Raw genomic sequence first — 17,281 nt, 5'->3', positions numbered from 1 at the left:
CATAATTTTTTTCTCAAATGTCAAATAGAAAATAAAGATTGTGAGGTTTCCCATGAATCATTTTAAAACTGAGCAGCTGTCTGAGGCTCCAATAGCGTTCATAATACACAACCTTACTCTTTTTGAAATAATTGAGCCTCTGTTGAAAATAAGTCCAGTAAAATATGATATATATATTCCTAAATTTACGGACGCATTATGGAATCAAATGTCTGTTGACACCTTTCAATTTATTAAATCAAAAGGATATCGTGTTTTATTTCTCGACGATATCCCCGACTTAGTTTATAAAGTTATAGTAAGTGGTTCCTACTACTCAGATTCTTCTATTATGCCTAAGGGATTTTATAATGTACGTTTACTCTACTCTTTGGCTAAAGAAAGTTGGAATTTCGATACATGGAATGTATTTTATGATTTAATATTTTGTTACGGTGCTTATGATAGTTCATATTTAAGTGCATATACAAGAACTGTTCAAATTGGTCCAATAAGATTTTCTGATTTTACTAAAAAAGTGAACAGTGGGAACAAGAAGAAGGTATTATATATGCCTACTTATGGGGATGCATGTTCAATAGAACAACTTTCACCTATTATTGAAAAAATTTCCGGAGGGGGTGTTGAATTCTATATAAGACTTCATCATGGAACTTATTATTTAGAAACTGCAAGATATGAGTTAGTGAAAAAGATAGGTAATCTAGTAAACTTAGAAACTCCCTTAAAAGATTTGATGGCAAATGTAGATCTTGTAGTTTCTGATGGATCTGGGGCCATATTTGATGCAATAGCAACCTCAACACCTATAGTTGTATATCAGCCCGTTGCACCTGAATATTTTGAAGGTAAGCCGTCACTTGAACAACAAATTATACTGGAGAATTTAGTAACTGTAATTCATGATCCTAGCGAATTAGAACAAAAAATATATGATGTATTAAGCGATGATACTGCAATAAAAAAACAAGAATTATTACGAAGTAAATTATTTTCAGTTTCAGGTGACGAAGGAATAAACATTTTTTGGAAGAGCATAATGCCTTACCTTCAAAGTGAAATTCTGGAGGAAAACGGTAATTATTTACGGGCGCATAGCAGATTGAAAAGATATATTATTGGATTAACAGAAAAAAGCACTAACCAAAGAGTAGAATTCGAGGAATATCAGAGTAATATTAATGATATTCATGAAAAACACAAAGAGACAATTAAAAATCTAAGTGATCAATTAGAGGAAAGTCGCATTCAGAACAAATTATTTGTCCAAGAATTTACGGAAAAAAGTGAAAAGCTAAAGCTTTTAGAGAAAAGTAGAGATGATCAACAAAGAAGAATTACTGACTTACAAGAGCTATATAATGAGGAGAAAATAAATAATAGAAAGCTTAATGAAATCATTCACGAAGTAACAAATCAAAATTCTTATTACTCTGAATTAGAACAAAATTTTATTAATCAATTGGAGGAAGAAAGTTTAAAGTATAGAAGACTGGAAGAAAATTTAAATACGATTCATCAATCTAACTTATGGAAAGTTGGGCTAGTCTATTATAAACTTAGGGATAAATCTAGACTACATTATTTACTTAAAGCAATAAAAGTTTTAAAACTTCACGGATTTAAAGGATTGCTATTAAGAATTCAATTAAAATTAAGACGTAAGAGAAATATTTCAATAAATGCAGATGCACATAGTACATACCTTAATACAATTTTAAAGGCTAATTCTAAAAAACAGATAATTATTTTTCCACCGATTGTAGACTGGCATATACCTTTGTATCAAAGACCACAGCATATAGCTAAACATTTAGCTAATAAAAATTATTTATACTTCTATTGTACAAATAACGACCGTTATGATAATATTAGTGGATTTGAACAAGTGGCAAGTTCCCAGTTTGTAACGAACCGGTATGACTTGCTTTCTAAACTGCCTGGTAAAAAGATTTTTCATCTATATTCAACAGATTTGCGAACTCCAGTATCATTCATTAGTGAAGCTCTTGAGAACGGAAATGTAATTCTATATGAATACATTGACGAAATACATGAAGATATAACAGGACCTGTATCAGCTGAAGTATATTTACGTCATAAAGAGATTCTTAAGAATGAAGCATGTTTAGTTATTGTTACTGCAGATAAACTGTATAATGAAGTCATGAGCTATCGATCAAAAAATGTGGAACTCGTTACAAACGGGGTCCAATACGAACACTTTCATAATCGAAAAGATTTAGAGGAGATTCCGGATCACATTAAACGTATTCAAAAGCTAGGAAAACCTATTATTGGATACTTTGGTGCACTAGCTAAATGGTTTGATTATGAACTTATTGAAAAGCTCGCGATAGAACGTCCAGATTATCAAATTTTATTAATTGGTCCTACTTATGATGAGAGTTTATCAGATAGGGAGCACATGAAAAAAATGGATAACATTACATTCGTAGGACCAGTCGATTATTTCAATTTACCGAAGTATGCAAGATGGTTTAATGTTTCAATCATTCCTTTTGTTATTAATGAAATAACTGAATCCACATCTCCGATAAAGCTATTCGAATATATGGCATTGGGTCACCCTATTGTTACAACTGCAATGCCAGAATGTCGGAAATACCAATCAGTATTGATTGGCGAGAATCAAGAAAACTTTATTGAGATGATTGATGTGGCTCTATCTAAAGAAAAGGATATGGAGTATTTGAAAATAATGGATGCTGAGGCTAAAGGCAATGCATGGGACTCAAAAGCCAATGTAATCTCCAATCTAATTCAAAAGAATCTATGACTTCTTGAGGGCATATATTATGAAAAAAATTGCATACATTATGCACGTAGATTGGCGTTGGATTAAACAGCGTCCCCACTTCATAGCTGAAGAACTGTCGAAATGGTATGAAATAGATGTGTTTTATATTGCTAACTTTAGAAGAAAAATGCTAGTTCCAGCGCAGACCAGTCCGACTGTTTGTCTGGCTGGTTTTTTTATTAAATTACCATTTTCAGCCAGGAGTTCGATCGTTAAATTTATAGAAAATAGAATTAACCGCAGAACTCAAAAGAAACTGAACAATTCTCACTACGACTGGGTTTGGATTACATCTCCTGTAGTTTTAGATTTTGTAAATATAAATTTAACTAAAAATGTAATTTATGATTGTATGGATGATGTTTTAGCATTCCCACAGAAAGGTAAAATAATTGATTTATTGAAGAGAAATGAACTGCTGCTTTTGAATAAATCATCTGTAATTATTGCATCATCAAATGATTTAAAGAGGAAACTTCATGTTCGAGGTTATAAAGGAGAAATAACAGTTATAAATAATGCACTCAATCGTTCTTTTATTCAAGAATATCCATATGAACAAAATCAAGTCGAATTGGTTGAAAAAAAATTTCGATTGGCTTATTTTGGAACTATTTCGAAGTGGATGGATATGAACATGTTAGAGCGGTTACTACAAAATATTCCTAATATCGAAATTATATTAATTGGACCTTTAGAAATCAAACTGCCAAAACACGGGAATTTGATATATATTTCACCAGTGGCACATAGTGAATTAAAAAGACTGTGTAGTAATACTGATGCATTCATAATGCCTTTTATTATTAACGATTTAATTCTATCTGTCGATCCAGTGAAAATTTATGAATATCTTTCTTTTGGAAAACCTGTAGTGGCTATTAATTATGATGAAACAAAGAAGTTTCTACCGTATATTTCGTTGTATAATAATTATGAACAACTTGAAGAGTTAATATTGAATATTATTAATAATAAATATGTAACTCAAGATAGGATCAATGTTAATAAATTCTTGCAGAAAAATTGTTGGGATTCTAGAGCGTTTGAAATCCATAAATTATTGGGGACTAGAACCAATGGGGAATAATTTAGTAGTTTTACTTTCAACATATAATGCTGGGAACTATCTACTAGAGTTAATTGAGTCTTTAAATAAACAAATTTATAAAAACTTTGATATTATAATAAGAGATGATTGCTCAACTATTATTGAACGTGAGAACTTAATTAAAATTTCACAACAACATAAAAATATACAATTGCACATTGGAACACAAAATTTAGGTGTAATATTAAGTTATTCAAAATTATTAGAATTAGCTCTTGAACAAAAGTATGAGTATATAATGTTTGCTGACCAGGATGATTATTGGCTTCCTGGAAAAATAGAAAAAACTTTAAATTTGATGAAGAAAACTGAAAATATATCTTACGATTCACCTATACTTGTTCATACAGATCTAATTGTAACTAATCAAACCCTAGCAATTATTGATCGATCATTTTTAAAATATCAAAAGTTGAGTCCCAGAGCCTCAGATTTTGAAAGGTTACTTATGCAAAATATTACTACTGGGTGTTCGATGATGATTAATCGCAAGCTTGCTGAAAAAGCTACACCTATTCCTGAAGGTGTTATTATGCATGATTGGTGGATTGCTTTAGTTTGTAGCATTTTTGGACATATAACCTTCTTAGATGAAGGGACTCTTTATTACAGGCAGCATGGGGGAAATTTAATTGGTGCAAAAAAGTATGATGTTTTTAGGTTAATAAAAAAAGTTTTAAAAGACAGAAATAATCCGCTAATTGTAAATAGTAGACAGGCCTTGATTTTCAAAAAAAATTATGGTGCTGAACTTGACCGTGAAACCATTAATACAATAGATACTCTAATATTAATAGGAAATATACCAAAGTGGAAAAGGCCTATCGTTTTAATAAATCATAAGCTAATTAAAAATGGTGTTCTAAGAAATATAGGGTTATGGATCAAATTATTGATAATGAAAAGGTGATAAGTTTTGTTTAAGATTAAAGAAATGAATAAATATCATTATTTTATTATTAGTCTTTTTCTGCTGGCATTACTTATAAGGATAGTATGGGTGATAATGATCCCCAGCTTTCCAATTTCAGATTTTGAGCAATATTATAATGTGGCAAAAAGTGTTTCCGAAGGAAAAGGATTTACTGTGGATGGGGTGCCATATGGCTTACAAGGGATCGGGTATCCTGCAGCATTAGGTCTTTATTTTTTATTGACCAATACATCAAGTATTGAATCTGCAAAAATATTCAATATTGTAATTTCTGCGCTTTTTATGATTATTAATATAGGAATTGCTAATAAATTCTTTATTAATAATAGAGTTAAGCTAATATATATATCAATAATATTTTTTCTTCCGAATTTTATTGCATATAATAATGTTTTGGGGACTGAGATATTTTTTGCTTGCACATTTGCAACAATTGTTTACATTCAAGTTAATGTCTCTATTAAAAACTGGAGATTAGTTATTCTTGGAGCGTTAGTAGGCATTGCCACCTTAACAAAACCTCAGTTCATTGTATACCCTATCCTTTATGCTTTAATATTATGGTTGTACACTAAAGATTTAAAGAAAACAGTTAAATATACTCTTATTATATTGATACCTATCTTGGCTATCATTACACCTTATTCATATCGAAATTATAAGGCTTTTGATCGAATAATACCTGTTTCTTATAATTCAGGTTATGTTATGTATCTCAACAATAATGATGTGAATATTACTGGTGAATGGATACCTATTACCAGTATCCCGCCTTCTGAGAAACTGATAAAAGATTTAGAGAAAATAGGTGTGAACTATGGTGAGATAAGCGCCATTGCTGAGCCACTGTATAAAAAAGAAGCACAAAAGTGGATTTTAGCACATCCAATTGAGTTTATGAAATTGGGAATAATAAGATTATCAAATACTTTTTTTAATAGTAAATCCGAAATTAGAGAGTGGGCAATGAATGGTTATCCAGAAGAGAAACTAAAAAGTTTGAATTTTTTACGAGCAATAGACGTTTTTTCAAGAGTAAGTGCTAATTTGATATTGATTTTAAGTATTTCGAGTATTTTATTTCTAATCTTTAACCTCAAAAAAATGTTGGTAGCATTATTTTCCAAGAGTCGAAAATTAGCATATAATATTTCAATCCCTTTTTTAAATATAAGTTTTTTCTTTTCAGTTTATTTTGTCTACGAAGGGCAACCTCGTTATAACTTCCCTGTATTATTCCTATTAGCAATGGGGTTTTGTTATTTTGTTGAAATTATTATGTCTTCAAATCAAAGTACTCTTAGAAAGTTAAATCAATAATGAATTATAAATGAGAAGAACATTGAGAAAATAAAATGTTTTTCTCTCATTTTTACAATATCATATTGTTTTGGAAGGATTGGAGTGAAAGTCTCTTGAATGATAAGAATAAGGAATTAATGGCTAAGCAATCTGAGCAAAGTCAAGAAAAGAGCATCATATATTGGAATGACTTTTATAAAAAAATATTAATACAAAATGAATCGAGTTTTTGTAGTTTTATAAAAAAAAAGATAAATAATAATTCTATTATACTGGATGTAGGGTGTGGCTCTGGAAGGGATACATTTTCTTTTGGACGAGACGGGTATGATGTTATAGGTATTGACAGGTCTGAGGAAGCTATAAAAGCTAATAATTTATCAAGAAAAAATCAACTTTATAAAAATTATAATATTGAATTTAATGTAATTGATGTAAGTAATAAAGAAACCTTAAGTAAATTTATGATTTTATTAAGAAATAGAGCAATTAGCAACGAAAAGACTATTGTAATTTATGTTAGATTTTTTTTACACTCAATTGATGAAATTGCAGAAGAAACATTTTTAAGAACCATCTCTAAATACCTTAATAAAGGGGATTATTTTGCAGCAGAATTTAGAACAATTGAGGACAAAGAGCGTTTGAAAGTATTTGATCCTCATTATAGAAGGTTTATTACATCTGAAAATCTTCTTAGTGATTTGGAAAGGAAATATAAATTTAATATTGTATCCTTTGAAAAAGGAACTGGTTTATCTATCTATAAAGATGAGGATCCATTTTTAGCAAGAGTAGTTGCTCAAAAAAAGTAGACTTTAGAGATAAACATCCACATTAATTCTATTAGGCAGGATAAAACATGAATTATTTACTTATATTGATCTCGATTCTATTGAGTTCATTTGGACAGATCTTCATGAAGAATGGTGCTAATCAACTCATTCTTTATAATGGAAAATTGAAAATACTTGTACATTTAATAACCAACGTATCAATAATTAGTGGATTGTTTTTATATGGATTGTCAACAATTATTTGGATAGTTGCACTTTCTAGAACTCAATTGTCTATTGCTTATCCAATGGTGTCATTTAGTTATATTATTATAGCAATTGCATCCTATTTCATATTCAATGAACCATTAAATGCACAGAAAATTATAGGTTTACTTATCATTGTAATTGGTGTGATTTTTATTTCAAAGTCTTAACCGAAAGAGGCATATAGAATGAAAAGTAATATTGAGTATTCCTTTTCTCAAAAAAGAATAATATATTCCAACTTATTATTAATGTTTAGACAAATGCGACCGAAGCAATGGACTAAAAACATTTTACTTTATGCAGCAATGGTTTTTTCAATAGATTCATTAAAATTCAGTATGTTTTGGCAATCAACATTAGGTTTTATATTGTTTTGTATTGTTTCATCTTGTGTATATATTCTGAATGATTATTTAGATATTAATGCTGATAAGAATCATCCAATAAAAAAACATCGTCCCATGGCCTCTGGACTACTTAATTCTAAACTTGCAATAAGTGTTGGCATTTTTTTATTTTTAAGTTCTATGATCATTGCATTTCTTTACAATCTAAAATTTGCAATTATACTAATAATCTATTTTTTAATAAATGTTGCATATAGCACTTTTCTAAAACATGTTGTAATTCTTGATGTTATGCTAGTTGCTTCAGGTTTTGTTCTAAGGGCATTTGGTGGTGGAATAATTATAAATGTTATAATTACTCCGTGGTTTTTAATATGTACAATGTTAATTTCGTTATTTTTGGCGATTAGTAAAAGAAGGCATGAATTTATTATGTCAAAAGAAAGTAATACATCTCATAGAAAGGTGTTACAATTTTATAACCTAAGTCTGCTTGATCAGATGAATAGTATCGTAACAACTGCAACTATAATTAGTTACTCACTATTTACTTTCACATCTGGAAGGACCATACATTTGATGTGGACAATTCCTTTCGTCCTTTATGGGATATTTCGATATCTTTATTTGATTCATGTAGAAGGGAAAGGTGGAAGCCCGGATAAACTGCTTTTTGAAGATAAACATATTTTAATAACAGTTTTTCTTTACAGTATATTAGTAATGATTATACTAAAATATTTTTAATAAAGGAGTCAAGTGGTTACATTATGCTTTATTTATTCGCACCATTCTTAGGTTGGCTAATTTCGGGTTGCTTAAAATTTGCTATAAACTATATTAAGTTTGGAAGTGAAGCAAAAAAAAGAATAGGAAATGGAGGATTTCCTAGCACTCATACAACAATAGTTACCACTACTGTCGCATTAATTGGATTAAATGAAGGTTTTACAAGTGCAATTTTTGGACTAGGAGTTACTTTTCTTTTGATTGTAGTAATTGATGCAATTGGTCTAAGAATTGCTGTAGGGAAACATGCTATTTCTATTAACAAGTTAAATGCCAATAAAGCACTTCGTGAGAGTATGGGCCATACTCGTCTGGAGATATTAGGTGGACTTATTTTAGGTAGTATTATTGCTACATTTTTATGGTGGTTAAAAAGTAGTATATAGTTTAAATCAAACTGATCATTTGTTTATAACTTAGTACTTAATTTAGATATATCTGAATTGAATGGAGAGGTGTTACTATTGATGAAAGGTATAATCCTTGCAGGAGGTACTGGATCTCGTCTTTATCCTTTAACCAAAGTAACAAACAAACACCTTCTTCCTGTCGGAAAATACCCAATGATCTTTCATTCTATTGCCAAACTGAAACAGGCAAATATTTTTGACATTCTTATCGTAACCGGTAAAGAGCACATGGGTGACGTAGTTAATTTGTTAGGCAGCGGTAAGGAGCTCGGTATTACCTTCACTTATAAAGTGCAGGATGAAGCCGGAGGTATTGCCGAGGCTCTTGGTCTTGCGGAACACTTTGTTGGTAACGATAAAATGGTAGTAATCCTCGGAGATAATGTATTTGAGGACAGCATCGATCCATATGTAAATAACTTTAGTGCCCAAGATAACGGAGCTAAGATACTCATTCAAGAAGTTCAAGATCCTCAAAGATTCGGTGTCCCTGAACTTCTGGGAGATAAGATCGTTTCAATTGAAGAGAAACCTAAACTACCCAAAAGTCACTTTGCTGTGACAGGTATCTATATGTTTGATAGTTCGGTTTTTGAAATAATTAAGTCGTTGAAACCATCTAGTCGTGGCGAGCTTGAGATAACAGATGTTAACAACGCCTACATTGAAAGAGGACAACTTACATACGACATCCTTCAAGGCTGGTGGACAGACGCAGGAACACATGCATCTCTGGCTAAAGCTAATGAGCTAGCTAAAGATATTTTTCTTGGCGAAGAATTCGGGAAACTTTAAAGAATGAGGTGTCTGATTCAATGAAAGTTATCTCCACAAAGTTAGAAGGTTTATATCTAATTGAGCCCGATGTCCACGGAGACAATCGGGGCTTTTTTATGGAAAGTTACAGCAGTAAGAAGTTCGCTGAGCACGGAATTGATTTCCCTTTTATACAAGATAATCATTCTTTATCCGTAGAAACTGGTGTATTACGTGGACTCCACTACCAATTAAACCCAAAGGCTCAAACGAAACTCGTTCGAGTAGCATCTGGTGCAATATACGACGTAGCGGTGGACATCCGCAAAGACTCACCTACGTTCGGGCAGTGGGTCGGCGTTATTCTAAGCGAAGCAAACAAGCGTCAACTGCTTGTTCCACAAGGTTTTGCCCATGGTTTTTGCACGATTGTTCCGAATACACAGGTGCTCTACAAAGTAGATGAGTATTATTCACCTGAACATGATAGGGGTATACTTTGGAATGACCCTGCGCTAGCGATTGATTGGCCGACATCCAAACCAATCCTTTCTGATAAAGATCAAAAGCATCCGCTGCTTAAAGATGCAGAAATAAACTTTTAAGGTGGGAGTATTACTCGCATGAAAATACTAGTAACCGGCGGAGCCGGCTTTATCGGCAGCAACTTCGTTCATTATATGCTAGATCGTTATCCTGGCTATCAAATCATTAACTTGGATGCATTAACCTATGCAGGGAATCTTGAGAATCTCAGATCCATCCAAGAAAATAGCAATTATTCCTTCGTAAAAGGCGACATCACAAACACGGAGCTAGTCAATAGTCTATTCGAACAAGGTGTAGATACTGTCGTCCATTTCGCCGCAGAATCGCATGTGGATCGAAGCATCTTGGAGCCAGATGTATTTGTGAAGACAAACGTGCTAGGAACGCAAGTTTTGCTTGAAGCAGCAAGAAAGTATGACGTTAAGAAATTTGTCCATGTCTCTACGGATGAGGTTTATGGAACACTTGGTGAGACAGGACTTTTCACGGAGGAAACCCCATTATCTCCTAACAGTCCGTACTCCGCTAGTAAAGCAGGCTCGGATCTTCTAGTTAGGTCGTATCATGAAACTTTTGGGCTGCCTGTTAATATTACACGTTGTTCTAATAACTATGGTCCGTATCAATTCCCTGAAAAGCTTATCCCTTTAATGATTGCGAACGCATTGAATGATAAGTCTCTCCCTGTATATGGAGATGGTCTTAACATCCGTGACTGGTTGTATGTAGAGGATCACTGCAGTGCGATCGATCTTGTTTTACATAAAGGGATTAACGGCGAAGTTTATAATATTGGTGGAAACAATGAGAGAACGAATATTCAAATCGTACAAACGATCCTTCGCGAGCTGGGGAAACCAGAAGCGTTAATTCAATATGTGAAAGACCGTCCTGGCCATGACCGCCGATATGGTATTGATGCAACGAAGATTACAAAGGAGCTTGGTTGGGAGCCAAAGCATAATTTTGAGACGGGTATTCATGAAACGATTCGTTGGTACTTGGACAATCAGGATTGGTGGAAAAGAATTCAGACCGGCGAATACCAACAATATTTTGCTAAACAATATGGCGAACGCCTGGGAGTTTAATGATGAAGATCTTAGTGACAGGGGCTAATGGCCAATTAGGGCAGGATGTCGTTAAAGTTTTAGGTACTAATCATGAGGTTCATGGTTTTGGGAGAGAGCAGCTTGATTTTACGAATGAAAGCCAGTGTCTCGAGGTTCTCGAAGCCTTGAAGCCTGATACTGTCATACATTGCGGGGCTTACACGGCTGTAGACCTTGCTGAAACTGAAGAAGATATGGCCTATAAGATTAATGCAGTTGGAACAAGGAACCTTACTGTAGCTGCTGAAAAGGTAGGGGCTAAGCTTTGCTATATCAGTACAGATTACGTATTTGACGGGTCAGCCTCTAAGCCATATCGAGAATACGACAATACGAATCCCCAAAGTATCTATGGAAAGTCGAAAAGAGCTGGGGAACACCTCGTTCAAACGCTTTCTAGTAAATATTTTATCGTTAGGACATCGTGGGTTTATGGCTTGTATGGAGCGAATTTTGTGAAAACGATGCTAAAGCTTGCTCAAGAACGCGATAGCTTGAAGGTTGTGAATGATCAGTTCGGATCTCCGACCTATACGGTTGATCTTGCAAACTTCTTAGAACAGCTCGTCCAGACAGAGCGTTATGGCATTTATCATGCTTCGAATTCGGGAGTATGCTCATGGTTTGATTTTGCCAATGCAATCTTCGAAGAGAGTGGAAAAAAGATGAATGTGGAGCCATGCTCAACAGAAGAATTCCCGCGACCAGCGCCAAGACCCCGATATTCAGCGATGGAGCATTTATCGATTCGTACGAATGGATTTGAAGATTTGAGGCCATGGCGTGAGGGACTGAAGGCTTTTTTAATGGAACTTGGAGTAGGTCATGAAAACCGTTAGTGTACATATTGTTACTTACAATAGTTCTGAACACATTGATGATTGTTTAGAAGCAGTTACTAAGCAATCGTATCCCATTACTCAAATCATAATTATCGATAATGCATCAAAAGACAATACGCTTGGGAAATTACAAGAATGGTCGGATAAGATTCTACTTGTTAAAAATCCCACGAACAACGGCTTCGCCGGCGGCCATAATCAAGCAATAAGAAGAACAAACACGGATTATTGCCTTATTTTGAACCCAGATGTAGTTCTGGATCAAGACTACGTGCTTAACACGATAAAAGCGTTAGAGAACACCCCTCATGCCGGCAGCGCCACAGGGAAGCTGCTTTTTAAAGCCGACCCAACGCGCATTGACAGCACAGGGCTTATCATCAATAAAGCGCGTAGAGCTTTTGACCGGGGAGCACATCAACCTGGCGAACACTATCAGCAAGCTGAGGAAGTTTTTGGCGTCTCAGGTGCCGCGGCGGTGTACAAACGCGAGATGATCAACGACATTAGCGTAAACGACGAATTTTTCGACGAAGACTTTTTTGCGTACAAAGAAGATGTGGATGTTGCATGGAGAGCCCAGCTTCTAGGCTGGAAAGCTCTATATGAGCCATCTGCTGCCGCCTATCACGAAAGAGGCTGGAAAGAAGGCGGCAGGAGCAGCAAACCGCTTTTTGTCAGGAGATTGTCCTATATCAACCGTTATAAAATGATGGTGAAAAATGATACAATCCCTATGATGCTGAAGCATTGTATGCCATTTTTGGGGTATGAATGTCTTAGTCTTGCTTACGCTATTGTGAGGGAACCTAAGCTGCTAGGGGCATGGGCTGACTTCTTTCGCAAATATTCGGACCTTCGCCAAAAAAGACATATGATTCGCAGCAAGCATAAAGTAGCTTCAAGCGAAATATATAAATGGTTTAAATGATAAGATTAGCGAAAGCTAATCTTATTTTTTAGGCTTATTTTAATATACCCATGTTATAATAGAGATAATGAACTCAAAATAAGTGAGGTTTTCCCTTGGATTTATCAATTATTATCGTAAATTACAAAACACATGACCTAACTCTGGCCTGTATACGCTCAGTATTTTCGTCAGTTACAGCATACAAATACGAGACGATCTTAATCGACAATGCCTCCAATGACGGCATCATTAAGTCAGTTAACGAGCAGTTCCCCCAAGTCGTCTGTATCGCAAATAAAGACAATGTTGGCTTCTCAAGAGCCAACAACCAAGGTATTCGCATCGCGAAAGGGAGATACGTGCTGCTCCTGAACTCCGATACGATCATCCAACAAGACACATTGGAAACGATGCTTCGTTTCATGGACGAGAATCCGATCGTAGGAGCCAGCGGCTGCAAAATCGTACTGCCAGACGGTTCGCTCGATAAAGCTTGTAAACGGGGCTTCCCGACGCCGTCAGCGTCCTTTTACTATGCCTTTGGCTTTTCAAAGCTATTCCCGAAAATTCCACGCTTCAATCAATACCAGCTAGGCTACTTGAATCCAGACGAGGAATACGGTATCGATTCCCTAGTAGGAGCCTTCATGCTAATTCGCCGTGAGGCTATTGAGCAAGTGGGGATGCTGGACGAGGAATTTTTTATGTATGGCGAAGATATAGATTGGTGTTATAGGATAAAGGAAGCAGGCTGGGTGAATTATTATTACCCGCGTACGCAAATTATTCATTACAAAGGCGCAAGCAGTCGAAGGAAGCCTTTTAAAATCATATACGAGTTCCATCGGGCAATGATTTTGTTCCATAAGAAGCATTATCGGAAGAAGTATTCTTGGTTCACGAATGCCGCGGTGTACATAGGTGTGGGTTTGAAGTTTGTACTTTCACTGGCTAGAAATAAATTACGTCCAACGAGGTGAGTTACATTGATTCGACAGAGTCAAGGGTTCTTGACCCAACTATACGCGCTGGCCGACTTCCTGTGTATTCAGCTCGTTTTTTTACTGTCATGGTGGCTGAAATTCAGGAGTGGCTGGATTCATTTTGATTCTCCGCTGCCTTTCAAGCACTATGTGATGTGGAGCGTCAGTTACGCCTTAATTGCGATTTTTATCAGTTATATGACCAACTTTTATACGCCGAAGAGAAAGAAGCAGTTCTCTTTTGAAGTATTTAAAATTATTCAAGTCCATATTCTCAGCTTGCTGCTGCTCTTAAGCCTTTTGTTTATTTTAAAAGAAGTCGACATTTCACGTTCTTATCTTTTGCTTTTCCTAGTCAATAATATCCTTATCATTAGCTTTTACCGCTATATGATTAAAATTTCGCTGAAACGTGTCCGCCAGAAAGGCTACAACAAGCAATTCATTCTTATCCTCGGGGCAGGATCGCTTGGACGGAAGTTCTACACGAAGCTTAGACAGCATCCGGAGTTAGGTTATGAAGTCGTCGGGTTTCTTGATGATTTTCAGGAAAAACATGAAGTTGCTTATCAGAGCTATAAGCCGATTATAGGGAAGATAGACGATTTGGAGTCCATATTGAATGATCTTATCGTTGATGAAGTCATTATCGCACTCCCGCTGGATGCCCATCGCAAGTTCGGACGTATTATTAATGTCTGTGAGAAAATCGGCGTTAAAACTTTGATTATTCCTGATTTCTATGACTTCTTGCCATCCCGTCCGTATTTCGATAATTTTGCGGAGATGCCGCTCATTAATGTGAGGGATATACCGCTGGATGAGTTTCGGAACCGGATTTTCAAGCGAGCATTTGATATCGTATTCTCTCTAGTAGCAATTATAATTACAGCGCCGGTGATGCTGGCATCTGTCATTGCGATTAAGCTAACTTCTCCAGGGCCGATCATTTTCAAACAGGAACGTGTAGGTTTGAACCGCAGGAACTTTATGATGTATAAGTTTCGCAGTATGAATGTGCTGCCGGAGAATGCATCGAATACGGAGTGGACGGTGGAAAATGACCCGCGGCGCACCAAGGTAGGTACTTTCCTACGTAAAACGAGTCTGGATGAGCTGCCTCAGTTTTTCAATGTGCTTTTCGGGCATATGAGCGTAGTTGGTCCAAGGCCGGAACGTCCTTTCTTCGTGGAACAATTCAAAGAAGAAGTTCCCAAGTATATGGTGAAGCATCATATTCGGCCTGGCATTACGGGTTGGGCGCAGAGCAACGGTTTGCGCGGGGATACTTCTATTGAAGAACGTATCAAGCACGATATTTTTTACATTGAAAATTGGACTTTTTTATTTGATATTAAAATCATTTGGCGAACGATTATTAACGGTTTTATAAATAAAAATGCCTATTAAATAATTTTTTCCATCTTTAGGGCATGATTCGTCAGCATCTTCCCCATACTATGCATATACTGAAGTAGTGCGGGGAGGTTTTTTTATGATTGATCATGATGACGCTTACCAAGATGAACGCTTGTCGATCGGCAAAGGTTTGATTATTGGTGTGGTGTTCGGTTCCCTGATTTGGGCAGGTATTATTACAGGTATTGTGTATATGTGGTAGAAAATAATTAAAGACTGCTTGGGCTTTAGAGCCTTAGGCAGTCTTTTTGTTTATAAGATAGGCTTTGAGGAGCGGGAAGGACTTACTTTTATTGCGTCTTTGAGTCCTGAAGCAAGCGGTTTTTCAGCTAATTTGTAGACTATGTAGCATAAGGGCACGACCAAGGCAACAATGAGTACGTCTGTGAATAGGAAACCCAAGTAGTGGGCAACATGTGTAGCCACACTTAGCTTCATTAATATTGAAATGAAAATTAGATGCGTAAGCAAAATTGTGTATGAAGCATTACCAAGTTTACTGAGGGTATGCACCCACCTAGGCAACTGCAGCCCTTCGGGAACAGAAGATACACCCAACAGTATGAATACGGCTGGAATAACGTATAGCAGGTAATTGTGAAAAGGAGCAAACTGATATTTGTTATTTATCCATATGAGTAAAAATCCAAGCGCTCCTGTGGCAATCAGCAGCCTATAATGTTTATTTCTATGATGTTCGGCCCATTTGGCCAATAAACAGCCTACGATGAATTCTAAGTTCACATCACTAAAGAGAAAGCTCAGATAGAAATGACGGTCAATATCGGCACTTATCCAAGGAACTCGCAGAAAATGACACAAAGTTAAGCCAATCCACACTGAAGCGATAATAAAAGCGGGCTTTTTCCCTAAAGCCATGAAAAGACTGAATATCAAGTAAAAGAGCACAAAGTAACTTAACGACCAAGCGACTGGCAGCACGGGGCCATGAGATTGAGGGAGCAGCAGGAAAGATTTCATGATAGTATCTTTATGGGTCTCATAGCCGTATCCAAAGCTTGGAACAAAAAAATACACGGGCAGTACGACGAGTGTAATTAGCCAATAGAAAGGATAAATACGTATAAGACGGTTGATTAAAAAGGGTAGAGCAGTCATTTGCGTGCCGATTTTATGGCCATATGTATGAAAGAGAAGGAAGCCGGTCAATAGGAAAAAGAAATCTACCCCGCCAGACCTCCCAATAGAGCTCACCCCTAGAAAGTCGTATTGATAATACTTGAAGGACATGGCTGAAGTGTGGAAAAGCAGTACAAAGAATGCTGCCGCTCCTCTTGATGCTTGGAGAACGATTTTTTGGTTTTTATTCAATGATAATTCCTCCGGTTTATGAATGGATCCTATGCTCATCAAGATCATCATGCCAGAAGTTTGTGAAGAAATTATGTATACAACCTGAAGAAGGGTTGGAATGAATGGATTCGTTAGTCGGTTTCTTTTTTTTGAGGGATTCTTTTTGCTTATAATCTAGGTTATAATGAAAGGAAAAAAGCATAGGATTTGGAGGGAGATGGGTGGCCGAAATGACGGATCGTGAGTTTCTAAGTGCCATGCTCGGCAGAATAAATGAAATAGGCGCAGATGTTAAAGCTATAAAAGACAGAGTTGACAGTCTTGATAGACGAATGGGTAATTTAGAAGATCGTATGGGCAATCTAGAAAATCGTATGTCAAATGTAGAAAACACTTTGCAAGAGATTAAGCAAGTCCAAGTTCAACAAGGTGAACAACTAGCAGGAATTGCTGTAACGATGATGGAACATGCCGCAAGCATTCAAACACTCAAATTAGTCAAATAACAAGTAAGATTAGACAGAAATCTGGGCTAGTCTTATTTTTTTTGCCTAAAAACGTCCAAGCCGGCAGCTTGGCTGCATAATCGGCCAAGTCCCCTCATATGCATGTACTATGTTGATGTTAATCATG

18 protein-coding genes are annotated in these 17,281 nt (G+C 35.7%); 17 read left to right on the top strand and 1 reads right to left on the bottom strand.

Annotated elements, in window-relative coordinates:
- The first annotated feature begins 52 nt into the window (after window positions 1-52).
- The 16 genes from GC097_RS09770 (at window position 53) to GC097_RS34690 (ending at window position 15,536) form a co-directional block, all read left to right on the top strand.
- Window positions 53-2,800, top strand: a complete 2,748-nt coding sequence (locus GC097_RS09770; RefSeq protein WP_171683134.1) for a glycosyltransferase — start codon at window positions 53-55, stop codon at window positions 2,798-2,800.
- Window positions 2,801-2,819: 19 nt separating this feature from the next.
- Entirely contained in the window at window positions 2,820-3,911 is a 1,092-nt protein-coding gene (locus GC097_RS09765) for a glycosyltransferase (RefSeq protein WP_171683133.1), read from the top strand.
- A complete protein-coding gene (locus GC097_RS09760; RefSeq protein ID WP_171683132.1) occupies window positions 3,901-4,842 on the top strand; it encodes a glycosyltransferase family 2 protein in 942 nt (313 codons plus the stop codon). The genes GC097_RS09765 and GC097_RS09760 overlap by 11 nt, the downstream gene beginning before the upstream one ends.
- 6 nt (window positions 4,843-4,848) lie before the next feature.
- The gene (locus GC097_RS09755; RefSeq protein ID WP_171683131.1) at window positions 4,849-6,186 is read left to right on the top strand and encodes a glycosyltransferase family protein; all 1,338 of its coding nucleotides are present in this window, start codon (window positions 4,849-4,851) and stop codon (window positions 6,184-6,186) included.
- Window positions 6,187-6,281: 95 nt separating this feature from the next.
- On the top strand, window positions 6,282-6,983 hold the full coding sequence (locus GC097_RS09750) for a class I SAM-dependent methyltransferase (RefSeq protein WP_171683130.1): 702 nt from the start codon (window positions 6,282-6,284) through the stop codon (window positions 6,981-6,983).
- Window positions 6,984-7,030: 47 nt separating this feature from the next.
- On the top strand, window positions 7,031-7,381 hold the full coding sequence (locus tag GC097_RS09745; protein WP_171683129.1) for an EamA family transporter: 351 nt from the start codon (window positions 7,031-7,033) through the stop codon (window positions 7,379-7,381).
- An 18-nt stretch (window positions 7,382-7,399) separates the two neighbouring features.
- The gene (locus GC097_RS09740; protein ID WP_171683128.1) at window positions 7,400-8,308 is read left to right on the top strand and encodes a decaprenyl-phosphate phosphoribosyltransferase; all 909 of its coding nucleotides are present in this window, start codon (window positions 7,400-7,402) and stop codon (window positions 8,306-8,308) included.
- 23 nt (window positions 8,309-8,331) lie between these two features.
- Window positions 8,332-8,736, top strand: a complete 405-nt coding sequence (locus tag GC097_RS09735) for a divergent PAP2 family protein (RefSeq protein WP_171683127.1) — start codon at window positions 8,332-8,334, stop codon at window positions 8,734-8,736.
- 81 nt (window positions 8,737-8,817) lie between these two features.
- Window positions 8,818-9,555, top strand: a complete 738-nt coding sequence (locus GC097_RS09730) for a sugar phosphate nucleotidyltransferase (RefSeq protein ID WP_171683126.1) — start codon at window positions 8,818-8,820, stop codon at window positions 9,553-9,555.
- A gap of 20 nt (window positions 9,556-9,575) precedes the next feature.
- A complete protein-coding gene (rfbC, locus tag GC097_RS09725) occupies window positions 9,576-10,121 on the top strand; it encodes a dTDP-4-dehydrorhamnose 3,5-epimerase (protein WP_171683125.1) in 546 nt (181 codons plus the stop codon).
- Between the two features lie 18 nt (window positions 10,122-10,139).
- The gene (gene rfbB / locus GC097_RS09720) at window positions 10,140-11,156 is read left to right on the top strand and encodes a dTDP-glucose 4,6-dehydratase (protein WP_171683124.1); all 1,017 of its coding nucleotides are present in this window, start codon (window positions 10,140-10,142) and stop codon (window positions 11,154-11,156) included.
- Window positions 11,157-11,158: 2 nt separating this feature from the next.
- The gene (gene rfbD / locus GC097_RS09715; protein WP_171683123.1) at window positions 11,159-12,016 is read left to right on the top strand and encodes a dTDP-4-dehydrorhamnose reductase; all 858 of its coding nucleotides are present in this window, start codon (window positions 11,159-11,161) and stop codon (window positions 12,014-12,016) included.
- The gene (locus tag GC097_RS09710) at window positions 12,003-12,950 is read left to right on the top strand and encodes a glycosyltransferase family 2 protein (RefSeq protein WP_171683122.1); all 948 of its coding nucleotides are present in this window, start codon (window positions 12,003-12,005) and stop codon (window positions 12,948-12,950) included. The genes rfbD and GC097_RS09710 overlap by 14 nt, the downstream gene beginning before the upstream one ends.
- Before the next feature lie 95 nt (window positions 12,951-13,045).
- A complete protein-coding gene (locus GC097_RS09705; protein WP_171683121.1) occupies window positions 13,046-13,912 on the top strand; it encodes a glycosyltransferase family 2 protein in 867 nt (288 codons plus the stop codon).
- A 6-nt stretch (window positions 13,913-13,918) separates the two neighbouring features.
- Window positions 13,919-15,325 carry an undecaprenyl-phosphate glucose phosphotransferase gene (locus GC097_RS09700; protein WP_171683120.1) on the top strand — a complete coding sequence of 469 codons (1,407 nt, stop codon included), beginning with the start codon at window positions 13,919-13,921 and terminating at the stop codon, window positions 15,323-15,325.
- An 85-nt stretch (window positions 15,326-15,410) separates the two neighbouring features.
- Window positions 15,411-15,536 (top strand): hypothetical protein, encoded by a 126-nt coding sequence (locus GC097_RS34690; RefSeq protein ID WP_281364279.1) that lies wholly within the window; start codon window positions 15,411-15,413, stop codon window positions 15,534-15,536.
- A gap of 50 nt (window positions 15,537-15,586) precedes the next feature.
- Here the strand turns inward: GC097_RS34690 and GC097_RS09695 are convergent, their stop codons facing one another.
- On the bottom strand, window positions 15,587-16,666 hold the full coding sequence (locus GC097_RS09695) for an acyltransferase family protein (protein WP_171683119.1): 1,080 nt from the start codon (window positions 16,664-16,666) through the stop codon (window positions 15,587-15,589).
- A gap of 203 nt (window positions 16,667-16,869) precedes the next feature.
- On the opposite strand from GC097_RS09695, the gene GC097_RS09690 reads away from it, so the two are divergent.
- Window positions 16,870-17,154 (top strand): flagellin family protein, encoded by a 285-nt coding sequence (locus GC097_RS09690; RefSeq protein WP_171683118.1) that lies wholly within the window; start codon window positions 16,870-16,872, stop codon window positions 17,152-17,154.
- Window positions 17,155-17,281 lie beyond the last annotated feature (127 nt).

Origin of the sequence: Paenibacillus planticolens, assembly GCF_013141725.1 — a bacterium.
Classification (GTDB): Bacteria; Bacillota; Bacilli; order Paenibacillales; family NBRC-103111; genus Paenibacillus_E; species Paenibacillus_E planticolens.
Note: the sequence above shows the minus strand (reverse complement) of the source record. Positions and strands in the feature narration are given on the sequence as shown.

Excerpts from the sequence above, each read along its gene's own strand:
- GC097_RS09760 (WP_171683132.1), top strand. The coding sequence starts at position 3,901 with ATGGGGAATAATTTAGTAGTTTTACTTTCAACATATAATGCTGGGAAC.
- rfbD (WP_171683123.1), top strand. The coding sequence starts at position 11,159 with ATGAAGATCTTAGTGACAGGGGCTAATGGCCAATTAGGGCAGGATGTC.
- GC097_RS09740 (WP_171683128.1), top strand. The coding sequence starts at position 7,400 with ATGAAAAGTAATATTGAGTATTCCTTTTCTCAAAAAAGAATAATATAT.
- GC097_RS34690 (WP_281364279.1), top strand. The coding sequence starts at position 15,411 with ATGATTGATCATGATGACGCTTACCAAGATGAACGCTTGTCGATCGGC.
- rfbB (WP_171683124.1), top strand. The coding sequence starts at position 10,140 with ATGAAAATACTAGTAACCGGCGGAGCCGGCTTTATCGGCAGCAACTTC.
- GC097_RS09770 (WP_171683134.1), top strand. The coding sequence starts at position 53 with ATGAATCATTTTAAAACTGAGCAGCTGTCTGAGGCTCCAATAGCGTTC.
- GC097_RS09710 (WP_171683122.1), top strand. The coding sequence starts at position 12,003 with ATGAAAACCGTTAGTGTACATATTGTTACTTACAATAGTTCTGAACAC.
- rfbC (WP_171683125.1), top strand. The coding sequence starts at position 9,576 with ATGAAAGTTATCTCCACAAAGTTAGAAGGTTTATATCTAATTGAGCCC.
- GC097_RS09730 (WP_171683126.1), top strand. The coding sequence starts at position 8,818 with ATGAAAGGTATAATCCTTGCAGGAGGTACTGGATCTCGTCTTTATCCT.
- GC097_RS09735 (WP_171683127.1), top strand. The coding sequence starts at position 8,332 with ATGCTTTATTTATTCGCACCATTCTTAGGTTGGCTAATTTCGGGTTGC.
- GC097_RS09765 (WP_171683133.1), top strand. The coding sequence starts at position 2,820 with ATGAAAAAAATTGCATACATTATGCACGTAGATTGGCGTTGGATTAAA.
- GC097_RS09745 (WP_171683129.1), top strand. The coding sequence starts at position 7,031 with ATGAATTATTTACTTATATTGATCTCGATTCTATTGAGTTCATTTGGA.